The organism is Arthrobacter sp. CJL-S3, from assembly GCF_056711635.1.
Genome location: NZ_CM160046.1, coordinates 1,248,678 through 1,267,177 on the forward strand (window position 1 = coordinate 1,248,678; position 18,500 = coordinate 1,267,177).

Here is an 18,500-nt window from a genome sequence, read left to right on the forward strand (position 1 = left end):
ACAGGGGTCCTTAGAATTCGCCCGCGGAATCCGAGCGGCCGGTGACCGTCTGCGGAATCCAGAAGGCCAGGGCGAACAGGATGAGGCAAGCGGCCATCGGCCACGGGTTGCCCAGCGTCAGGAAGCTCAGCGAGTACAGGGACGCGAAGAAGAGGACCATCATCACGGCGAACAGGATGATACTGGAGCCGAGGCTGTTCTCGTTCTGGGGCGTCGTCCTGGCCGTCTCGTTCTGCGACGTCGTGGCTGTAGTGGTCTTGCTGGACATTCGTTCCTCCTCGGCCCCGTGGGGCTCAATACTGTGGCGGCTTCGGTTGTTATCGGATAGCAGTCAGTACGCGGAGGAACCCTGTTCACCCTTGACGATCGCGATGCCGGAGCTGGCGCCAATACGTGTTGCACCTGCAGCAATCATAGCCTGCGCGTCGGCGAGCGAACGCACCCCGCCGGAGGCCTTGACGCCCAGATCCGGGCCCACTGTGCGGCGCATCAGCGCGACGTCCTCGGCGGTGGCCCCGCCTCCGTTGAATCCGGTGGACGTCTTCACGAAGTCGGCGCCCGCCGCGACGGCCGCCTCGCAGGCCAGCACCTTCTGGGCGTCGTCCAGCAGCGCCGTTTCGATGATGACCTTCAGGATGGCGCCGCCGTCGTGCACGGCCTCGGCGACGGCCGTGATGTCATCGACCAGGGCGCCCTTGTCGTTGGCCCGGGCCGCGGCAATGTTGATCACCATGTCGACTTCTTCGGCGCCGTCCAGCACCGCGCCGCGGGCTTCGAAGGCCTTGACGTCGCTGGGCGTGGCGCCCAGCGGGAAACCGACGACAGAACACGTCAGCACGCCGGAGCCCTTCAGCGCCTTCTTGACCGTCTTGACCCACACCGGGTTGACGCACACGGACTTGAACCGGTACTCGGCGGCCTCGGCACAGACCTTGAGGATCTCGGCCTCGCTTGCCTCCGGCTTGAGCAGGGTGTGGTCAATGTAGGAGGCAATGTTAGCGGAGGTGGTGCTTCCGGCGGTCGCGGCGGCTTCGTTGCTCATGGGGTCCCTTCGTGGCTTCTCAGGTGTCCATCTTGCCACAACGGGACGCCCTCCGGAGGGCGTCCCGTTGTGGCCAGGCAGCAGTTCAGGCGGCAGTTCAGGCGGCGCTGGCGAATGGCTCGGCCAGGCCTGCGCGGAGCAGCTGGGAGGCGCAGACCGAGGCGGCGGAGGAGGCGGCCACGAGCAGTCCCAGCCGGACGCCGTCGAACACGGCGGCATCCCCGATGGCCCAGATCCCCGGGACGGAGGTACGGAAATCACGGCCGATGACAATCCCGCCCTGGCGCGCCGTCTTCAGGCCGGCGCTGACCGCGAGGGCGTCGCGGGCAATCGGTTCCTCGGCCAGGACCACCAGGTCCCCGGCCATGCTGGAGCCGTCCTCGAACACAATCCCGGCGGCAGCGAGCGTCGAACCGGCCAGGGTGGGAACGACGGAGGCCGGCCGCTGCGTGGTGCGGATCGGGCTGACGCCGCGGGCGCGCAGCACGGCCTCGGCCTGGCCCGCGGCCGTTCCGGTGCCGACGAGGATGCCCAGCGGCCGGCGGCCCAGGACGCGGGTGACGTCCTTGACGGCCTCGCCCAGCCGGGCGGCGTCATCGATGGTGGAGTAGTTCAGGCACCGGCCTTCCCCTGCCAGCGGCGCGCCGGCGGGGGAGGAACCGGTCGCGATGACCAGCTGGTCGTAGTTGAATTCCAGGCCGTCCGACGTGGTGACGTAGCGGCTGTCCGGGTCGATGTAGCTCGCAGGCTGGCCGAAGCGGACAGAGACCTGGGGGAGGGCGGCGAGTTCCAGCAGCTCCTCGGGGGCGTCATCCCGGTTGCTGAGCACCGTGATCCCGCCGGCGAACGGGGTCCGGGTGAGCTCGCGGACGAGGGCCTGCGCGGCAGGGCCGGCCCCGGCGACGACGATCCGGGGCCGGGTCTGGGAATCGGCGGAAACGGTGGGGGTGGCGGACATGGTGAGGCCCTTTCGCTGGTGGCCCGTGGTGTGGCCTGACTGCTTGATGAACCCAGCGTAGGCGGGTGATCTTTCCGGCGTGTTTCCCCGGTGTTGCAGGATTTTCGCCGCCCGTTCGCCAATGTTTACCGGCCAGTAATGCCGTGGGTCACACCCGGATCCGGTAACCGCGCTTCACCACGGTCTCCACCAGCCGGCCGTCCGGCAGGGCGGAGCGCAGCCGGCTCACCGTCATGTCCAGGGCATGGACCGAACCGCGGAGTTCCAGCAGTTCGGACAGCGACTCACGGGACAGCACCGCGCCGCTGGCGCCCAGGAGCGCCCGCAGCAGCAGGAGCGGGGCGGGAGCCAGCTCCACGGCCTCGCCGTCGATCCGCAGCGACCGGCCGCGGAGCTCCACGCGGCCCGAGACGGTGTCCAGGCGGCGGACGTGGTTGAGGGCAAGATGCTCCACGACGAGCCTGATCAGGGCGCCCATCCGGAAGCGGTCCGGGACCAGCGGCTGCAGTCCGGCATCGATGAGCGGCTGCGCCGTGACCGGGCCGACGACGGCGGTCGCCACGGTGGTCTTCAGGCTCTCGACGAGCTGCTTGTACAGGCCCATCTCGTGCGCGGTGCTCCACATGGCATCCACTGCCGGGGCGCTGGTGAAGGTCAGCACGTCCAGGTTGCCGCTGCACGCGGCCTCGATCAGCCGCGGCAGCCGGTCCGCGCCGTCGGGCTTGACCCAGCGGTACGGGGTCACGGTGAGGACGGTTGCGCCGGACATCCGGAGGCGTTCGAGCTGGCGGACATCCGTGTAGCCGTGCAGCTGCACCGCGACGGTCTTGCCGCGGACCCCCTCGGCAAGGAGCATGTCCACCAGTGTGGCCGTGGTTTCGTCGCTGCTGATCCCGACGTCGGCCAGGCCGGCCGCGCGGACCGCGCCGCGGGCTTTGGGTCCGCGGACGAACATCCGGGTGGCGCCGAGGGTTTCCAGCAGCTGCTCGCCGATCCCGAAGGTGTCCGCGGCCTCGCACCAGCGCCGCATGCCGTAGGCGGTGGTGGCGATGCAGAGTTCGGGGCGTGCGGCGATGATGGCCCGGGTGTCCTCGATCAGGTTCACGTCTTCCTGTACCGGGGCGATCTTCAGCGCCGGCGCATGCAGCACCTCGGCGCCGCGCCGCTCCAGGGCCTCGATCAGGTCCTGGGACCGGCGGTGCGAGGTCACGCCGATCCGGAAGCCCTCCAGCGGCAGCTCCACGGTTTCCGCGACAGTCCCCGGTGCTGCCTCCGCCACGGCGGCCGGCGCAGTGCCGGGGCCGGCCCGGGCGGGGCGATGGCGTTGAGCGCGCTCACGGTCCTCACGCTCCCATCAGGGACGCGGCGAGGCGGTCCAGGTCGGCTTCGGCTTCCGCGCAGCCCCGGTTGGCTTCGGCCACCCGGACGACGTCGCCGATCACCAGCACGGCGGGGTTGCTGCATTCCGCAGCCGCCGTCGTGATGGTGCCCAGCTCGGCGATGGTGGTCCGCTGTCCGGGGCGGTAGCCGCGCTCGACGACGGCCATCGGCATGTCCGCGCGCATCCCCGCCCGGCGCAGCCCGGCGGCGAGCTGGTGCAGGGTCCCGATGCCCATCAGCACCACGATGGTCCCGCCGAGTCCGGCGAGGTGCATGTGCTCCTTCTCGGTCAGCGGGGCGTGGCCGGAAACCACGGTGAACATGTGGCTGACCTCGCGGTGCGTGACCGGGATCCCGGCCGCGGCCGGGACCGAAATGGCGCTCGTCACGCCGGAGATCACCCGGACGGGCACCCCGGCCTTCACGCAGGAGGCCACTTCCTCGCCGCCGCGGCCGAACACGTACGGGTCCCCGCCCTTGAGCCGCACGACGTTCTTCCCGGCCAGGGCGGCCTCCACCATGAGGTCCTCGATGTCGGACTGGCTGACCTTGTGGTGGCCGGGGCGCTTGCCCACGTCCACCAGCTCGGCCGTGCTCAGCGCGGGCAGTTCCTGGTACGGGGCGAGCCGGTCGTAGAAGACAACGTCGGCGTCCCGCAGGGCCTTGACCGCGGCGACGGTCAGCAGCTCGGTGGTGCCGGGTCCGCCGCCCACCAGGGTGACGTGGCCGGCGGGGCCGGCGGCCGGCTCCGCCGCGACCGGGATGCCGTTTTCGCGGCAGCGGTCCAGCAGCGCCTCCCAGCCGGGCTGGCCGTCGTCGACCGCGGCGACCAGGAAAGGACGCTCCGGCAGCGGGCCGTCGTGGCGGGCACCGCCCGGGCTGCTCAGCCGGGAGACGACGGCGCCGGCCGCCCGGTAGCGGCGGACGGCCTGGCGTGCGGCGGTGTCCGAGCCGGTGACAAGGACTTCGCGTCCGCTGAGATCGATGCTGAGCTGCATGGTTATACCTCGTTCTTGTCGCTGGCACGTACCGGGATGGAAGCACCGATCACTACCGGTTGCTGGGCGGCGAGGGCTTTTTCCTCCGCTGTGGCGGGGCGCATCTGGCCGCGCTCGTCGGAGACGAAGGTGATGGAATCGTCCTTCTGGTCCGGGGCGTTGACGAAGGAGCGGAAGCGGCGGAGGCGCTCGGGATCCTTCAGCGTGTCGGCCCACTCGTCCACGTAGGTGTCGACGTGCCTGGCCATGGCGGCCTCGAGGTCCGCAGCGATGCCCAGGGTGTCATGGACCACCACGTCCTCGACGTGCTTGATGCCGCCGGCGAGCTCCTCCTGCCACCGCGCCGTGCGCTGCAGGCGGTCGGCGGTGCGGATGTAGTACATGAAGTAGCGGTCGATGTACTTCAGCAGGGTTTCGTCGTCGAGGTCCTTGGCCAGGAGCTGGGCGTGCGCCGGGGTGGCGCCGCCGTTGCCGCCGACGTAAAGGTTCCAGCCGTCCGCGGTGGCGATGACGCCGACGTCCTTGCCGCGGGCCTCGGCGCATTCCCGGGCGCAGCCGGAGACACCCATTTTCAGCTTGTGCGGGCTGCGGAGGCCGCGGTAGCGCAGCTCCAGCTGGATGGCCATGGCCACCGAGTCCTGGACCCCGAAGCGGCACCAGGTGGAACCGACGCAGGACTTCACCGTGCGCAGGCTCTTGCCGTACGCCTGGCCGGACTCGAACCCGGCGTCGACCAGTTCCTTCCAGATTTCCGGGAGCTGCTCGAGCCGGGCGCCGAACATGTCGATCCGCTGGCCGCCGGTGATCTTGGTGTAGAGGTTGTACTTCTCGGCCACGGCGGCGATGACGCCGAGCTTCTTCGGGGTGATCTCGCCGCCGGCGATGCGCGGCACCACCGAGTAGGTGCCGTCCTTCTGCATGTTTGCCAGGGCGCGGTCGTTGGTGTCCTGCAGGGTGCCGCGGCCCGCGTCCAGGACGTAGGCGCTGTTCTGGCTGGCCAGGATGTTGGCGATGGTCGGCTTGCAGATGTCGCAGCCGTCGCCGGTGCCGTACTTGGCCATAACCTCCTCGAAGGAGGTCAGCTCCAGGACCCGGATGGTCTCGAAGAGTTCCTGGCGGGACAGCTCGATGTGCTCGCAGAGGGCCTTGGAGACCTCGACGCCGGACTTGGTCAGTTCGGTTTCGAGCAGCTTCTTGAGCATCGGCACACAGGAACCGCAGCTGGTCCCGGCGCGGGTGCAGCCCTTGAGCTCGCCGAGCTCCTGGACGGGGGCGTTGCCGTCGCAGGCGCCGCAGCCGTTGACGGTGTCGCGGATGGTTCCGGCGGACACGTTGTTGCAGGAACACAGGATGGCGTCGTCCGGGAGTTCCGTTTCAGGGGCGTCGCCGCCGCCGGCCGCGGTGAGGTAGGCGCCGGGTTCGGCGGCCAGTTCGCGGCCCAGCATGGGGCGCAGGGACGTGTACGGGGTGGCGTCCCCGACGAAGATGCCGCCCAGCAGGGTCTTGGCATCGTCGGTGGTGACGATCTTTTGGTAGACGCCGCGGGCCGGGTCGGCGTAGACGATTTCCAGCGCGTGCTCGGTCCGGGCGAAGGCGTCGCCGAAGCTCGCGACGTCGACGCCGGAGAGCTTGAGCTTGGTGGCGGTGTCGAAGCCCGGGAACGTCGCGTCGCCGCCGTGCAGCCGGTCCGCGACGATCTCCGCCATGGTGTTGGCCGGAGCCACCAGGCCCAGGCACATGCCGCCGAAGTTTGCGACCTCGCCGATCGCCCAGATGCCGGGGACCTGCGTTTCGCAGCTGTCGGAGATCACGACGCCGCCGCGCGGGCCGAGGTCGAACAGCGGCGCGGTGCCCTCGCCTTCTGTGCCTGCTGCCGCTGTTCCTGCGGCCGCCGGGCCGTTGGCGTTACGGAACAGCTCGTCGCGGGGTTTGACGCCGATCGCGACGATCACGAGGTCGGCGTCGATGATGCGGCCGTCGGCCATCAGCACGCCGGTGACCTGGCCGTCGTCGTCGGACAGGACCTCGGAGGGGAACACGCCGCCGTGGACGGTGAAGCCCTTGGCTTCGATCAGGCGGCCCAGGGCCTGCCCGGCGCCCTGGTCCAGCTGGGTGTTCATCAGCCAGGGGGAGCCGTTGATGACGATCGGGATGGCGCCGAGCTGCTCGGTGCCGGCGGCGGATTCCAGGCCCAGCAGCCCGCCGCCGATGGTGACAGCGGTGACCTGGCGGCCCAGCTTCTCCGTCAGTTCCGCGATGGCCTTGTTGATGGCCCAGACATCTTCCAGCGTGCGGTAGACGTGGGTGAGTTCGGATCCCGGGATCGGCAGGCGGGCGGCGTCGGAGCCGGTCGCGACGACCAGTTCGTCGTACGGGTACACGGTGCCGGCCGCGGTGGTCACGGTCTTGCCCGCGGTGTCGATGCCGGTCACGCGCTCGCCGGTCTGCAGCGTCAGGGCCTCGTGGTCCCACATCGCGGCGCTGCCCAGGGTGAGGTCGACGTCGGCGTCGGTGAGGGCCTTGCTCAGCGCGACGCGGTCATAGGGGAGGTGGGCTTCCTCGGTGAGGACGGTGACATTCCAGCCGTCCAGGCCCCGGGCGTGCATGGCGTCGGCGAAACGGTGGGCGGCAGGGCCGCCGCCGGCAACCACAACGCGGCGCGGTGCTGTGGCGCGCTCTGCGCCCTGGTTCTGGGGGCTTGAAGTCTGTCCGGTCACGGTGGGCCTTTCGCATGGGCCGCAGTCGGTGCATTGCGGCCTTCTCAATCGAGGTGTCCATCCAGACTAGGCAACCGCAGTTTCGCTTCAGTTTCCCTTATGTTTCGTGATCTTAACTTCTGCATCACGGACACGTTTCCGGCAGGGTGAGGTCTCTTTTACCCGCCGGACACATTCACTGCATTCAGCCGAAACACCCGGGACCTAGCTTGGGTATGTGGCCGCAGGAGCGGCTGAGCCCGCGAGAGATGTATCAGAGAGGGGCCGAAATGACTGCCGTACTTGAGAGCGCAGCACAAAGCTTTGTCCAACACCCCAGCTACGGGACCGGCTGGCACCGGGTGTGCGCCGTGGAGGACCTGGAGCCCGCCTGGGGCGAGGCCGCCCTGATCGCGGGGCGCCAGGTGGCGTTGTTCCGCACCGTGTCCGGTGAGGTTTACGCCGTCGGCCAGGAGGATCCGGCCACCGGCGCGTACGTCATGGCCCGCGGCATCACGGGCTCCCGCGGCGCGCGCCCGACCGTCGCCTCGCCGCTGCACAAGGAGGTCTACGACCTCCGCACGGGGGAGTGCCTGGGCACGCCGGAACTGCGGCTCCCGACCTTCGGTACCCGGATTGTGGGCGGGTACATTGAGGTCGAGCTATAGCGGCTGACCCCGGGCGTTAGAGCCCCAGCGCCTCGCGGACGTCCGCCAGGACGGCGTCGAGCGCCACGCGTGCCTCGTGCCGCGCCTCCGGCAGTTCGGCGGCCGAGTCGACGTTGCGGATGACCTCCAGGTAGCACTTGAGCTTGGGCTCGGTCCCGCTGGGGCGGATGATGATGCGGCTGAGATCCTTCGTCAGGTACAGCAGGCCGTCGGTGGGCGGCAGGTGGGCGCTGCCCTCGGCGAGGTCCGTGACGGTTTCGACGGCGGAGCCGCCGAAGGACGCCGGCGGGCTGACGCGCAGCCGGTTCATCATGGCGTCCAGGAGGCCCAGGTCCGCTACCCGGATGCTGAGCTGGTCGCTCGCATGCAGCCCGTGCACCAGGTACAGCTCGTCAAGCGTATCGAAGATGGACTTGCCGTCGGCCTTCGCCGCCGCGGCGAATTCCGCGATCAGCACGGCCGCGGAGATCCCGTCCTTGTCCCGGACCAGGGAAGGCGCGACGCAGTAACCCAGCGCCTCCTCGTAGCCGTACAGCAGCCCGGGGACACGGGCAATCCACTTGAAGCCGGTGAGGGTTTCCTCATGCGCGTAGCCAGCCGCGGCGGCAATCCGCGCGAGCAGCCGCGAGGACACAATCGAATTCGCGAACACCCCCGCCGGGGTTTCGCCGCTGCCCCTGCCGGCGGCCAGCCGCGCCACGATGTGCGCGCCGAGCAGGGCGCCGACCTCGTCGCCGCGCAGCATCCGCCAGGCGCCGGTGTCCGGATCCTTCGCGGCCACCGCGGCGCGGTCCGCGTCGGGGTCGTTGGCGATCACGAGGTCCGCGTCCACCCGGGCCGCGGTTTCGAGGGCCAGGTCCAGGGCGCCGGGTTCTTCGGGGTTGGGGAAGTTCACGGTGGGGAAGTCGGGGTCCGGTTTGGCCTGCTCGCTGACCAGGGTGACGTCGGTGAAACCGGCCGTGTGCAGCACCGCCACGGCGGTTGCGCCGCCCACACCGTGCATCGGCGTCAGGACGATCTTGAGCTCGCGGGCCGGGAAGTGCTCCGGCCTGGCCAGCGCGGCGACGGCGGCCTCGTAGTCGGCGGCGACGGACGGATCCAGCACGGTCCAGCCCTCCGTGGCCAGGGCGACGCCGGAGAGCTCACCGACGGCGTTGATTTCCGCCGCGATCAGGGCATCGTAGGGCGCCACGATCTGCGCCCCGCGTCCGCTCTCCTCAACGGCGTGGCGGCCCAGGTACACCTTGTAGCCGTTGTCCTGCGGCGGGTTGTGGCTGGCGGTGACCATCACGCCGCCGTCGCACTCCAGGGCCCGCACCGCATAGGCGAGCAGCGGAGTGGGCAGCGGGGAAGGCATTAGGAAGGTCTCGACGCCCGCGGCGGTGAGGACCGCCGCGGTCTCTTCCGCGAAGATGTCCGAGTTGTGCCGGGCGTCGTAGCCGACGACGGCGCGCGGCCGGGTGCCGGGGGCGGCCTGGGCGACGGCGCCGGTTAGGAAGGCGGTGAATCCCGCGGCGGCGCGGCGCACCACAACGCGGTTCATCCGGTTCGGGCCGGGGCCCAGGGCTGCCCGCAGCCCTGCGGTGCCGAACTGCAGGGTGCCGCTGAAACTGTCGGCGAGCTCCTGACGGGCCGCCGCGGCACCGTCGTCGGCGAGCCGGACCAGTTCGGTCAGGGCGGCGGCGGTGGCGGGATCCGGGTCCTGGGCGGCCCAGGTCCGGGCGTCGCCCAACAGGCGGGTGAGTTCGGCATCAGAAGACGTCATAGGAACCAAACTAGCGTCATTCGCCGCGGATGCCTCCCCGACAAGCGAGAGTCCGCCCGACAGATCAATCACAGCAGTCCTGGTCCCCAGCCCTTGACAGCCAATTTTCCGGACACGTAGCGTCTGGAATATGAAGATGGGCCGAGGGGTGGAGTGGGCCATACACAGTTGCGTCAACATGGCGTGGACACCGGCCGGTGAGGCGGTTAACAGCGCCCGGCTGGCGGAGTATTACAAGCTCCCGGGCGCCTATCTGAACAAACAGCTCCAGGCGCTGGTCCGCGCCGGGATCCTCGGCTCCGTCTCGGGCCCGCGCGGCGGTTTCCACCTGGCCCGCCGGCCCGAGAACGTCACCATCCTGGACATCGTCCTGGCCCTGGAAGGCCCCGATCCGGTGTTCCGCTGCGAAGGCATCCTGGCCAACGTCCCGGACGCCGACTCGGAGCAGAACTACGTCCGGACCTGCCTGATCTCCCAGACCATGCGCCAGGCCGAACTCGCTTGGCGCCAGGCGCTGGCGCGGCAGACGATCGCCGGGATCGCGGACTCAATGGAACGGCGGTTCCCGCAGGACAAGGCAAAGGCGCTCCTCTACCTGTCCCCGGGGGGCTAGGACATCACAGCTTCGCGATGATCTCCGCCAGCAGTTTGGAGATGCGCGGGCCCGCGGCGTGGCCGGCTTCGAGGACTTCCTCGTGGCTCAGCGGCACCGGGCTGATGCCGGCGGCGAGGTTGGTCACGAGCGAAATGCCGAAGACCTCCATGCCCGCGTGGCGGCCGGCGATGGCCTCCAGCGCGGTGGACATGCCCACCAGGTTCGCGCCGATCCGCTTGGCGTACTGCACCTCGGCCGGGGTTTCGTAGTGCGGGCCGGTGAACTGCGCGTAGATGCCTTCGTCCAGGCTGGGATCGACCTCGCGGGCCAGGCCGCGGATCCGTGCGGAGTACAGGTCGGTGAGGTCCACGAAAGTGGCGCCTTCCAGCGGTGACGTCGCGGTGAGGTTAATGTGGTCGCTGATCAGCACGGGCGTCCCGGGCGTCCAGTCCTCGTTGAGGCCGCCGCACCCGTTGGTCAGGACGAGGGTCTTGCAGCCGGCCGCGGCCGCGGTGCGGACCCCGTGGACGACGGCGCGGACGCCTTTGCCCTCGTAGTAGTGGGTGCGGGCGCCCAGCACCAAGGCGCGCTTGCCCTCTTTGGTCAGCACGGAGCGGATGGTGCCGACGTGGCCCACCACCGAGGGGGAGGAGAAGCCCGGGACCTCGTCCGCGGAGAGGGTGGCGGTGGTCTCGCCGATCAGTTCGGCCGCGTCCCCCCAGCCCGAGCCGAGCACCAGGGCGACGTCGTGCGCGTCGATCCCCGTCTCCTCGGCGATGTAGTCGGCGGCGGCGCGGGCGGCGTCGAAGGGGTCCGTGTTCAGGAATTCTGTTGTACTCACCGGTACAAGTTATCCTGCCGGCGGCGTGCTGCCCAGCAACCCGTCCCGGCCCCGATTCTTGGTGGTGCCGGTCCGGATGGTGGACAATGGCTGATTGTGACTACGCATCCCGATTTCAGCTCACCCCGCATCGCAATCCTGGGCGGAGGGCCCGGCGGCTACGAAGCTGCCATGGTCGCCGCCTCCCTGGGCGCGAAGGTCACCATCATCGAACGGGCGGGGCTCGGCGGCTCCGCGGTGCTGACCGACGTCGTGCCGTCCAAGACCCTGATCGCGACGGCGGACCTGATGACCCGGGTCGGCGAGGCCGGCGAGCTCGGCGTCAAGTTCGACCTCGACGGCGGCGACTGCACCCCGACGATGCGCGCGGACCTCAAGCACATCAACGACCGCCTGCTCCGGCTGGCCCGGCAGCAGTCCACGGACATCCAGAAGGGCCTCGAGAACCAGGAAGTCCGGATCATGCTCGGCTCCGGCAAAATGCTGGACAGCCACACCATTGAGGTCCTCACCGCCGACGGCACCGAAATCATCGAGGCGGACGCGATCCTGCTGGCCGTCGGTGCCCACCCGCGCGAGCTGCCCACCGCCCGCCCGGACGGCGTCCGGATCCTCAACTGGGCGCAGATCTACAACATGGACGAACTCCCCGAGGACCTGATCGTGGTCGGCTCCGGTGTGACCGGCGCCGAGTTCGCCTCCGCCTACAACGGCCTCGGATCCAGGGTCACCCTGATTTCCAGCCGCGACCGCGTGCTGCCCGGCTCGGACGCCGACGCCGCCGAGGTCCTCGAGGGCGTCTTCGAACGCCGCGGCGTCAAGGTGCTCTCCCGCGCCCGTGCCGAGACCGTGGAACGTACCGAGGACGGGGTCATCGTCACCCTCGGCGACGGCTCCAAGGTCACCGGCAGCCACTGCCTGGTCGCAGTCGGCTCCATCCCGAACACCGCCGGGATCGGCCTCGAGGAGGCCGGCGTGGCGCTCACCGAGAGCGGCCACATCAAGGTCGACGGCGTCTCCCGCACCACCGTGCCGAACATCTACGCCGCGGGCGACTGCACCGGCGTGCTGGCCCTTGCGTCCGTGGCCGCCATGCAGGGCCGGATCGCGATCGCGCACTTCCTGGGCGACAGCGTGACCCCGCTCAAACTGCACCAGGTCGCGTCCAACATCTTCACCTCGCCCGAGATCGCGAACGTGGGCGTCTCCGAGGCCGAGATCGAATCCGGCAAATACCAGGCCGACGTCGTGAAGCTCTCGCTGCGCAGCAACGCCCGGGCCAAGATGCGCAACCACAAGGACGGCTTCATCAAGATCTTCGCCCGCAAGGGCTCGGGCACCGTGATCGGCGGTGTGGTGGTGGGTCCGAACGCGTCCGAGCTGATCTTCGCGATCTCCCTCGCGGTGACCCAGAAGCTGCACGTCGACGACGTCGCAAGCACCTTCACCGTGTACCCCTCGCTGAGCGGGTCCATCTCCGAAGCGGCCCGGCGCCTGCACGTCCACATGTAGCAACATCCGCAGCACAACGGAGGCCGGATCCATGCAGAGTCCCCGCACCATGGTTGAGTCCGTGGAACGCGACCCCGTGCTGCCCGCCGGCCCGGAAGAACGCTTTGCCGGCTACGGCGTGATGGGCGTACCGTTCAGCTCCGGCTACATCCTGGCCCTGCGGCATTTTCCCGCCTCCTCCGTCGGCCCGGGCTACAACTCGGTCTGGATCCGCGATCCTGCCGGCGTCTGGACGATGCACAGCACCGCCGCCCCCGGGTCCTCCTGTCCCCGCTACTTCGGCAGCGCCCTCGGATCGGCGTCGACAGGCGGGATCTCCATCCGGTGGCGTGACGACTACTCCTTCAGCGTGGAGGTCGGCGACGGGGTGGACCTGAGCTGGGACGTGACGCTGGCCGCAACCCCGATCACCCGGCTCATGTCGGCGGTGGCAGGGTCGGTCCCGGAGCGGCTGTGGCGCAACCGGACGTTCCTGCGCGCCATGGGCGCTGTCGCAGGCCCGGTGCTGGGAGCAGGACACATCGGGCTGACGGGCAGGGTGCCCAACGGCCAGACCTTTGGCGCGCGCCCCCGGCAGCTGTGGCTTGTCCGCGGGAGCACGGCGCACCTGCAGGGGCACAATCTGGGACGGGCGTCGGCGCTGCCCGTCCAGGACAGGCTCGGGGACTTCTGGATCCCGCAGCGCGGCATCTTTATGATCGGCTCGTCAGTGTTCGAGCCCTACGACCCCGCCACCCATCGCGCCGCGGAGCACTGAACCGCACAAGGAAGGACCCGGCGGCAGCCGCCGCCGGGTCCTTCCTTGCTGTTTCCGGTGAGGCCGGGACCTAGAACGGGTACGGGGCGATGTCCGGCCGGACCGTGAGCCACTGGATTTCGGTGAAGGACTCCATGTTGGCGTGGTGTCCGCCGATCCGGGAGCCGTTGCCCGAGTTCTTCATCCCGCCGAACGGGGAGTTCGCCTCGTCGGAGACCGTCTGCTCGTTGATGTGCACCTTGCCCGAGTCCAGCTGGTCCGCAATGGTCATCGCCAGGCCCACATCGCCCAGGATGCCGATCGAGAGCCCGTATTCGTTGCCGTTGGCCAGGGCCACCGCTTCCTCCACGGTGGAGAACTTCATCACCGGGGCCACAGGGCCGAAGATCTCGTCCTTCCACGCCGGGCTGGCGACGTCGAGGTCGGCGAGGACGGTGGGCCGGTAGAACCTGCCGTCGTGCGTGCCGCCGGCGGCCAGCCGGGCGCCGCCCTGCACCGCGTCCTGGACGATCGTGTCGATCCGGTGCAGCTGTTTGTCGTCGATGATCGGGCCCAGGGCCACGGTCCCGCTCGTCGGGTCCCCGACGGGAAGATGGCCGGCCTTCTCCGCGAGGGCGCTGACGTAGTCGTCGTAGATGTCCTCGTGGACGATGTGGCGCCCGGCGGCCATGCAGATCTGCCCCTGGTGCATAAACGAGCCGAACGCCGCGGCGGAGGCGGCCTTGGGCAGGTCCGCGCCCGGCAGCACGATCAGCGCGTTGTTGCCGCCGAGTTCCAGGTGCGCGCGCTTGAGCAGCCGCCCGGCGGTCTCGCCGATCTTCCGCCCGGCCGCCGTCGAGCCGGTAAAGGCGATGACGCTGACCTCGGGAGCCTCGACGACGGCGGCGCCGATCTCGGCCCCGCCGTGCAGCAGCGCCAGGAGCCCGGGCGGCAGCCCGGCCTCCTCGAAGATCCGCATCAGCGTGACCCCGCCGCAGACCGCCGTGCGGGGGTCGGGCTTGAGCAGCACGGCGTTGCCGAGGGCCAGCGCGGGGGCGACCGCGCGGATGGAGAGGATCAGCGGGAAGTTGAACGGCGCAATCACGGACACGACGCCGACCGGACGCCGGCGCGCGAAGGACCAGCGGTTCTCGTTCGAGGTCAGCACATCCCCGGCGGGGAGGGAGGGCAGCGCCGAGGCGTCGTAGCATTCGTTGGCCGCGATGTGCGTTTCCAGGCCGGCCTTGGGCGGGATGCCGCCGGACTCGCGCACGATCCAGCCCTGGATCTCGGCGGCGTGCTCCTCCCAGAGCATGCCCGCGCGGCGCAGCACGGCGGCGCGGTCCTCGGGGTTGAGTTTCGCCCAGTCCTTCTGGGCGGCCGCCGCCGTTGTGGCGGCTTCACGGACATCGTCCGCGGAGGCGAGGCCATAGCTGCCGAGCGTCGCGCCGGTGGCCGGCTCGACGGCGTCGGCTGTCCCGCCGCCTCCCGGGCGCCAGCCGTTGAGGTAGATCTTGCCCTCCCAGTGGGAGGCGTCGAGCAGGGACATGTCCTGTCCTTTCGTGGGGGATACGTCGTACCGCACCGGCCGGCCGGCCGTGGACCGGACCGGAGCCTTTGTACATCACATGCCGCGGGGCGGCCGCCGTCAAGGGTGCGGTGCGCTTTCGAGACGACGGTGACGTTCGGCCCTACTTCTTCGCCGCGGTGCGCGGGCACAGTGGAGCATGGCCAACATCTATGTCCCCTACGGGAGCGTTGAAGGACAGACAGCCCAGATCGCCGAGTACATCGTAGAGCTGATCCGGGCCCACGGGCACCAGGCTGAGGCGGCGGACCTCAAGCACGCCGGGGACACCCTCCCGGGCGGCTACGACGCCGTCATCGTGGCGGCGTCGGTGCATATGGGCAAACACGAGGGGTTCGTGACCGACTTCGTGAAGAAGAACCGCTCAGAGCTCGAAAGCCTGCCGTCAGCCCTGGTTTCGGTCAGCCTGGCCGCCCACGGAGACGAGCAGAGCGCGGAGGGCTACGTGGAGAAGTTCGAGGAGGAAACTGGGTGGCGGCCCGCGCACGTCGGGTTGTTCGCCGGCGCCCTGCTCTACACCCACTACAACTTCCTCAAGAAGCACATCATGAAGAAGATCGCCTCCGACAAGGGGTCCCCGGACCTGGACACCACCCGCGACTACGTCTACACCGAATGGGACGGCGTCCAGCGGTTCACCGAGGACTTCCTGGCCGGTCTGGCTTCAACGCCACGTTAGCAGCGGGCAGGTCTTGGGGTCGGACCCAGGGCTCAGGAGCAGGCGTACGGCGGAATCCTGTCCCAGGCGTTGTAGGGCTTGAACCAGTGCTCGAAGCCCAGCCGGTCGGCGTCGTCCTCAAGAACGTCGAGGCTGTCCGAGAACAGCGCTTCGCTGTCCGCGTCCTCCAGCAGGACCTCCTCCACCTGCGCCCGCCAGTCCTCCGGGAGGTCGAGTTCGTAGATGTCCTCGGTGATTTCCGCCTGATCGAGCAGGCAGCGGACGGCGAGTTCGGCGGCGAGGCAACCGGGAGCGGTCCAGCCGCGGACCAGGGACGCCGTAACGTCGGCGGCGACCACGATGAACTTCTGGGTGAATTTCGCGTCGTAGCTGGCGGCGAACTGCGGCGGCAGCGAGGACAGCACCGACGTTCCGGCGATGTCCGCTGGGGTGCCGGTGTCGAGTTTGCTGAGGGTGCCCAGATCGCGGAAGAGCTGGTCGATGAGAATGCTCGACGAGTTCCACAGCAGGCCCGCCAACAGGCGCGTCCGGCGCACGGAATCCTGACGGTCCTCCGCCGGGACGGCCGCCATTTCCTCCAGATCCTCCGGGTCGAACAGGAGCCGCTGCTCCGGCGTCATGTCATCCGGATGCGGGTCTAGCCCCAGGAGCTCGAGGCTCAGCCCCGTCAGCCTGTCGGCTTCGGTCAGGAGTTCTTCGGTGATGTCGTCGTCGTCGGCGCTCATGGCCCCGATGCTACCCGCCATCCGTTCCCCACCCGATTCCTGTTACGCGGCGGAGTGGGGCCCTCGTCAGGCGGCAGCTGCGCGTGGAGTGCCCGACGTCTGGCTGCCACTCGCCATCCTGACGGATACGAGATAGACGATCCCGCAGATCAGGGGAACCACGCTCGCAGCCGTCAGCGACGCGACCGGGCCCGACCTGCCGATGATTGTAATCAGCAGCGGCAGCACGCCCAGGGCGACGAGCAGCCAGCCGGCCAGCGCGGTCCGTTTCAGGCCGAGCACGGCGGCCGGGAACGACAGGGCGACGACGCTGACGGCGATCACCGGCCCGTTTTCGCTGATGAATGCACGCAGGGCGGCGGGGTCGAAGGCGAGCCACACACACGCCGCGATGAAGGAGGACGCAAGCGCGAGCAACAGGGGAGCGGTCGGGGCCGGCCAGAACCAGGCTCCGACGGCGAGGATCAGCATCGGCAGCACCCAGGCGAGCGTGATCAGCAGCCCGGTATTGCCGCCGGGATCCTGCATGGCGTAGCCGCCGATGAAGATCCCCGCGAGGACTGTGAACACCGCCATGACCGCCGCGCCGGTGCGTTGCAGTGCCGTGGCCCGCCGCTGCGGATCCTTTTCTCGTGCGAAGACAATGCCCAGCACGACGGCGACCACCACGATCGCGCCGAGGGCCAGGATGATGGGGACGTCCATGGGGTGCCTCCTGCGGATGAACCGAACCTAGCTTCAGTACACGCCGGCGGGGCGGGCTGGCCAAGGGGAAAAAGGCCCGCTTCGGGGCGGGGCATGCGTTGATTGCACCCATGTCCGGGCTACCTGGTAAGTAGACAATTTTGGGGCGTGAACCGCAGCCGGAACGGGGCTGGAAAGTGCCTCCGCACTAGGGGCCTATCGGATTGGTGCTGTTAATGGTGCAGTTCAAATATGTCACCAGGAGCCCGACGTGTCTGGGGTCAGTCCTCAACACCAGTCTCCGAAGAAGTGCAGCGGAGATTCAGCCACCTCACTCGCTACATGATGGTCTTCACGCCGGTCATGGTGATCCTGACCCTTCTGCCGATAGATACCGAACCGTGGGTGTGGATCAAAGTGGCCATCCTCGCTACTGGAACCATCATTCTGACCGTGTGGGCAACTCGGTTTTCGTTGTGGCAACGGGACGAATACTGGAGGGAACGCGGCAAGGACCCCAAGCATCCCGAGCGCCTGCCGAACCATCCCGCTGACTGAATTGGAGCAGTGCTGCCGCCGACAAGGCCGCTGCCGATAAGGCCGCAGCTGAGAAGGCGTCCCGGTACGTGCCACCCGCTCCCGTCGCGCCGGCAGTTCCCGCGGCTCCGGCTGCTGCGCCTTTTGCGAACTGCACCGCCGCTAGAGCCGCGGGTGCTGCTCCCGTCTACCGGGGCACGCCCGGGTACGGTACTCACCTCGACCGCGACAAGGACGGCATCGGCTGCGATAAGTAAGTGCTGAAGAGAGGGGCCGCCTGCTGGGTGGCCCCTCTGTTGTGTTCGGGAGCCCAGGTCCCGCCAGGAACCCAAGGAAAACCAAAGCAGGCTGGACGAGAATGCGAGCCACGGCCTGCGCATGGCCCTGAGGTGATACGAGGTACGGGAAGAGAGGGCAACGTGAAAAGCATCAGAATCACAATGACTCTTCTGGCTTTGGCATTCGGCAAGGTGCCAAGGCCGTCCGCCGCGTCGCCGTGGCGATCACAGAAGAACCTTTCCGGGGACGACTATCCAGAGCGTGGAGAGGCGAAGACGTGGGTGATCATCGCACTGGTTTCGGCGGCTTTGATCGCGGTACTTTTGGCGGTCTCCGGCCCGACACTGGCGCTCCTGTGGAGTCAGGTATTGGACCGATTCGGGTAGGGGAAAAAGACCCTATCTCCGGGCAGGTCGCATATGCCATCGTGTCGCCATGTGGATCGTCGTGCTGCTCGCCATCGGGGTAGTGGTCGCACTCTGGCAGGTCATTCTGGCCGGGCTCGTCCTTTGGGCGCTTGTGGCCTGCATCAGGTGGTGGATGGCGGCCTTCGCTGTAGCGGGGCCGAGGCCGAGCCACCCCCGAAAGCCTGTCCAGTCCAGGCCTGTGGCCAGACCAATTCAGACCCGTCCGGTGGCCAAGCCTATCCAGACCCGGACTGAGCCCAAGCCCAGGAAGCCCGAGCCCGTCCGTGAGCCGCCCTCGCCCGACTACCTGCCCAGGTGGACTGCCAGCCGGCGGCTGGATACCGGCCTTGAGCATGCCCAGTGGCAGAAGAGCTTCGACGACGCGGGGCAGTAAGACCGCACGCCGTGTT

General features: G+C 69.0%; 20 protein-coding genes. 9 read left to right on the top strand and 11 right to left on the bottom strand.

The features are described 5' to 3' along the window. Window positions 1–10 precede the first annotated feature (10 nt). From AC06G6_RS05625 to nirB, 6 genes are all read right to left on the bottom strand, one after another. Complete coding sequence (locus AC06G6_RS05625) at window positions 11–268, bottom strand: hypothetical protein (RefSeq protein WP_479827148.1); 258 nt, start codon at window positions 266–268, stop codon at window positions 11–13. Between the two features lie 63 nt (window positions 269–331). Beyond that, a complete protein-coding gene (gene deoC, locus AC06G6_RS05630; protein ID WP_479827150.1) occupies window positions 332–1,042 on the bottom strand; it encodes a deoxyribose-phosphate aldolase in 711 nt (236 codons plus the stop codon). A gap of 97 nt (window positions 1,043–1,139) precedes the next feature. Further along, window positions 1,140–2,000: an FAD-dependent oxidoreductase gene (locus AC06G6_RS05635; protein WP_479827152.1), complete on the bottom strand. Its 861-nt coding sequence runs from the start codon at window positions 1,998–2,000 to the stop codon at window positions 1,140–1,142. A 148-nt stretch (window positions 2,001–2,148) separates the two neighbouring features. Further along, complete coding sequence (locus tag AC06G6_RS05640; RefSeq protein ID WP_479827154.1) at window positions 2,149–3,279, bottom strand: uroporphyrinogen-III synthase; 1,131 nt, start codon at window positions 3,277–3,279, stop codon at window positions 2,149–2,151. A 64-nt stretch (window positions 3,280–3,343) separates the two neighbouring features. Continuing rightward, a complete protein-coding gene (gene cobA, locus AC06G6_RS05645) occupies window positions 3,344–4,378 on the bottom strand; it encodes a uroporphyrinogen-III C-methyltransferase (protein ID WP_479827156.1) in 1,035 nt (344 codons plus the stop codon). 2 nt (window positions 4,379–4,380) lie between these two features. Next, a complete protein-coding gene (nirB, locus tag AC06G6_RS05650) occupies window positions 4,381–7,095 on the bottom strand; it encodes a nitrite reductase large subunit NirB (RefSeq protein WP_479827158.1) in 2,715 nt (904 codons plus the stop codon). A 269-nt stretch (window positions 7,096–7,364) separates the two neighbouring features. On the opposite strand from nirB, the gene nirD reads away from it, so the two are divergent. After that, on the top strand, window positions 7,365–7,742 hold the full coding sequence (nirD, locus tag AC06G6_RS05655; RefSeq protein ID WP_479827160.1) for a nitrite reductase small subunit NirD: 378 nt from the start codon (window positions 7,365–7,367) through the stop codon (window positions 7,740–7,742). Window positions 7,743–7,758: 16 nt separating this feature from the next. Here the strand turns inward: nirD and AC06G6_RS05660 are convergent, their stop codons facing one another. Then, a complete protein-coding gene (locus AC06G6_RS05660; RefSeq protein ID WP_479827162.1) occupies window positions 7,759–9,507 on the bottom strand; it encodes a phospho-sugar mutase in 1,749 nt (582 codons plus the stop codon). 178 nt (window positions 9,508–9,685) lie between these two features. On the opposite strand from AC06G6_RS05660, the gene AC06G6_RS05665 reads away from it, so the two are divergent. Then, window positions 9,686–10,120, top strand: coding sequence for an RrF2 family transcriptional regulator (locus AC06G6_RS05665; protein ID WP_479827165.1), 435 nt, complete (start codon window positions 9,686–9,688; stop codon window positions 10,118–10,120). A 4-nt stretch (window positions 10,121–10,124) separates the two neighbouring features. Here AC06G6_RS05665 and AC06G6_RS05670 read toward each other — a convergent pair whose 3' ends face one another. Beyond that, a complete protein-coding gene (locus tag AC06G6_RS05670; RefSeq protein WP_479827168.1) occupies window positions 10,125–10,943 on the bottom strand; it encodes a purine-nucleoside phosphorylase in 819 nt (272 codons plus the stop codon). 96 nt (window positions 10,944–11,039) lie between these two features. Between AC06G6_RS05670 and AC06G6_RS05675 the strand changes: the two genes are divergently transcribed. Beyond that, window positions 11,040–12,455 carry an NAD(P)H-quinone dehydrogenase gene (locus tag AC06G6_RS05675; RefSeq protein WP_479827170.1) on the top strand — a complete coding sequence of 472 codons (1,416 nt, stop codon included), beginning with the start codon at window positions 11,040–11,042 and terminating at the stop codon, window positions 12,453–12,455. Window positions 12,456–12,486: 31 nt separating this feature from the next. Then, window positions 12,487–13,212 carry a hypothetical protein gene (locus tag AC06G6_RS05680; RefSeq protein ID WP_479827172.1) on the top strand — a complete coding sequence of 242 codons (726 nt, stop codon included), beginning with the start codon at window positions 12,487–12,489 and terminating at the stop codon, window positions 13,210–13,212. 70 nt (window positions 13,213–13,282) lie between these two features. Here AC06G6_RS05680 and AC06G6_RS05685 read toward each other — a convergent pair whose 3' ends face one another. Then, on the bottom strand, window positions 13,283–14,740 hold the full coding sequence (locus AC06G6_RS05685; protein ID WP_479827174.1) for a benzaldehyde dehydrogenase: 1,458 nt from the start codon (window positions 14,738–14,740) through the stop codon (window positions 13,283–13,285). 178 nt (window positions 14,741–14,918) lie between these two features. Between AC06G6_RS05685 and AC06G6_RS05690 the strand changes: the two genes are divergently transcribed. Next, window positions 14,919–15,458 carry a flavodoxin domain-containing protein gene (locus AC06G6_RS05690; protein ID WP_479827176.1) on the top strand — a complete coding sequence of 180 codons (540 nt, stop codon included), beginning with the start codon at window positions 14,919–14,921 and terminating at the stop codon, window positions 15,456–15,458. A 32-nt stretch (window positions 15,459–15,490) separates the two neighbouring features. On the opposite strand, the gene AC06G6_RS05695 is transcribed toward AC06G6_RS05690, so the two are convergent. Both AC06G6_RS05695 and AC06G6_RS05700 read right to left on the bottom strand, forming a co-directional pair. Beyond that, a complete protein-coding gene (locus AC06G6_RS05695; protein WP_479827178.1) occupies window positions 15,491–16,183 on the bottom strand; it encodes a hypothetical protein in 693 nt (230 codons plus the stop codon). Between the two features lie 66 nt (window positions 16,184–16,249). After that, entirely contained in the window at window positions 16,250–16,888 is a 639-nt protein-coding gene (locus AC06G6_RS05700; RefSeq protein WP_479827180.1) for a hypothetical protein, read from the bottom strand. A gap of 321 nt (window positions 16,889–17,209) precedes the next feature. On the opposite strand from AC06G6_RS05700, the gene AC06G6_RS05705 reads away from it, so the two are divergent. The 4 genes from AC06G6_RS05705 (at window position 17,210) to AC06G6_RS05720 (ending at window position 18,484) form a co-directional block, all read left to right on the top strand. Beyond that, complete coding sequence (locus AC06G6_RS05705) at window positions 17,210–17,425, top strand: hypothetical protein (RefSeq protein ID WP_479827182.1); 216 nt, start codon at window positions 17,210–17,212, stop codon at window positions 17,423–17,425. Window positions 17,426–17,493: 68 nt separating this feature from the next. Next, window positions 17,494–17,661 carry an excalibur calcium-binding domain-containing protein gene (locus AC06G6_RS05710; protein WP_479827184.1) on the top strand — a complete coding sequence of 56 codons (168 nt, stop codon included), beginning with the start codon at window positions 17,494–17,496 and terminating at the stop codon, window positions 17,659–17,661. Between the two features lie 162 nt (window positions 17,662–17,823). Further along, complete coding sequence (locus AC06G6_RS05715) at window positions 17,824–18,069, top strand: hypothetical protein (RefSeq protein ID WP_479827186.1); 246 nt, start codon at window positions 17,824–17,826, stop codon at window positions 18,067–18,069. Between the two features lie 247 nt (window positions 18,070–18,316). Further along, entirely contained in the window at window positions 18,317–18,484 is a 168-nt protein-coding gene (locus AC06G6_RS05720) for a hypothetical protein (protein ID WP_479827188.1), read from the top strand. Window positions 18,485–18,500 lie beyond the last annotated feature (16 nt).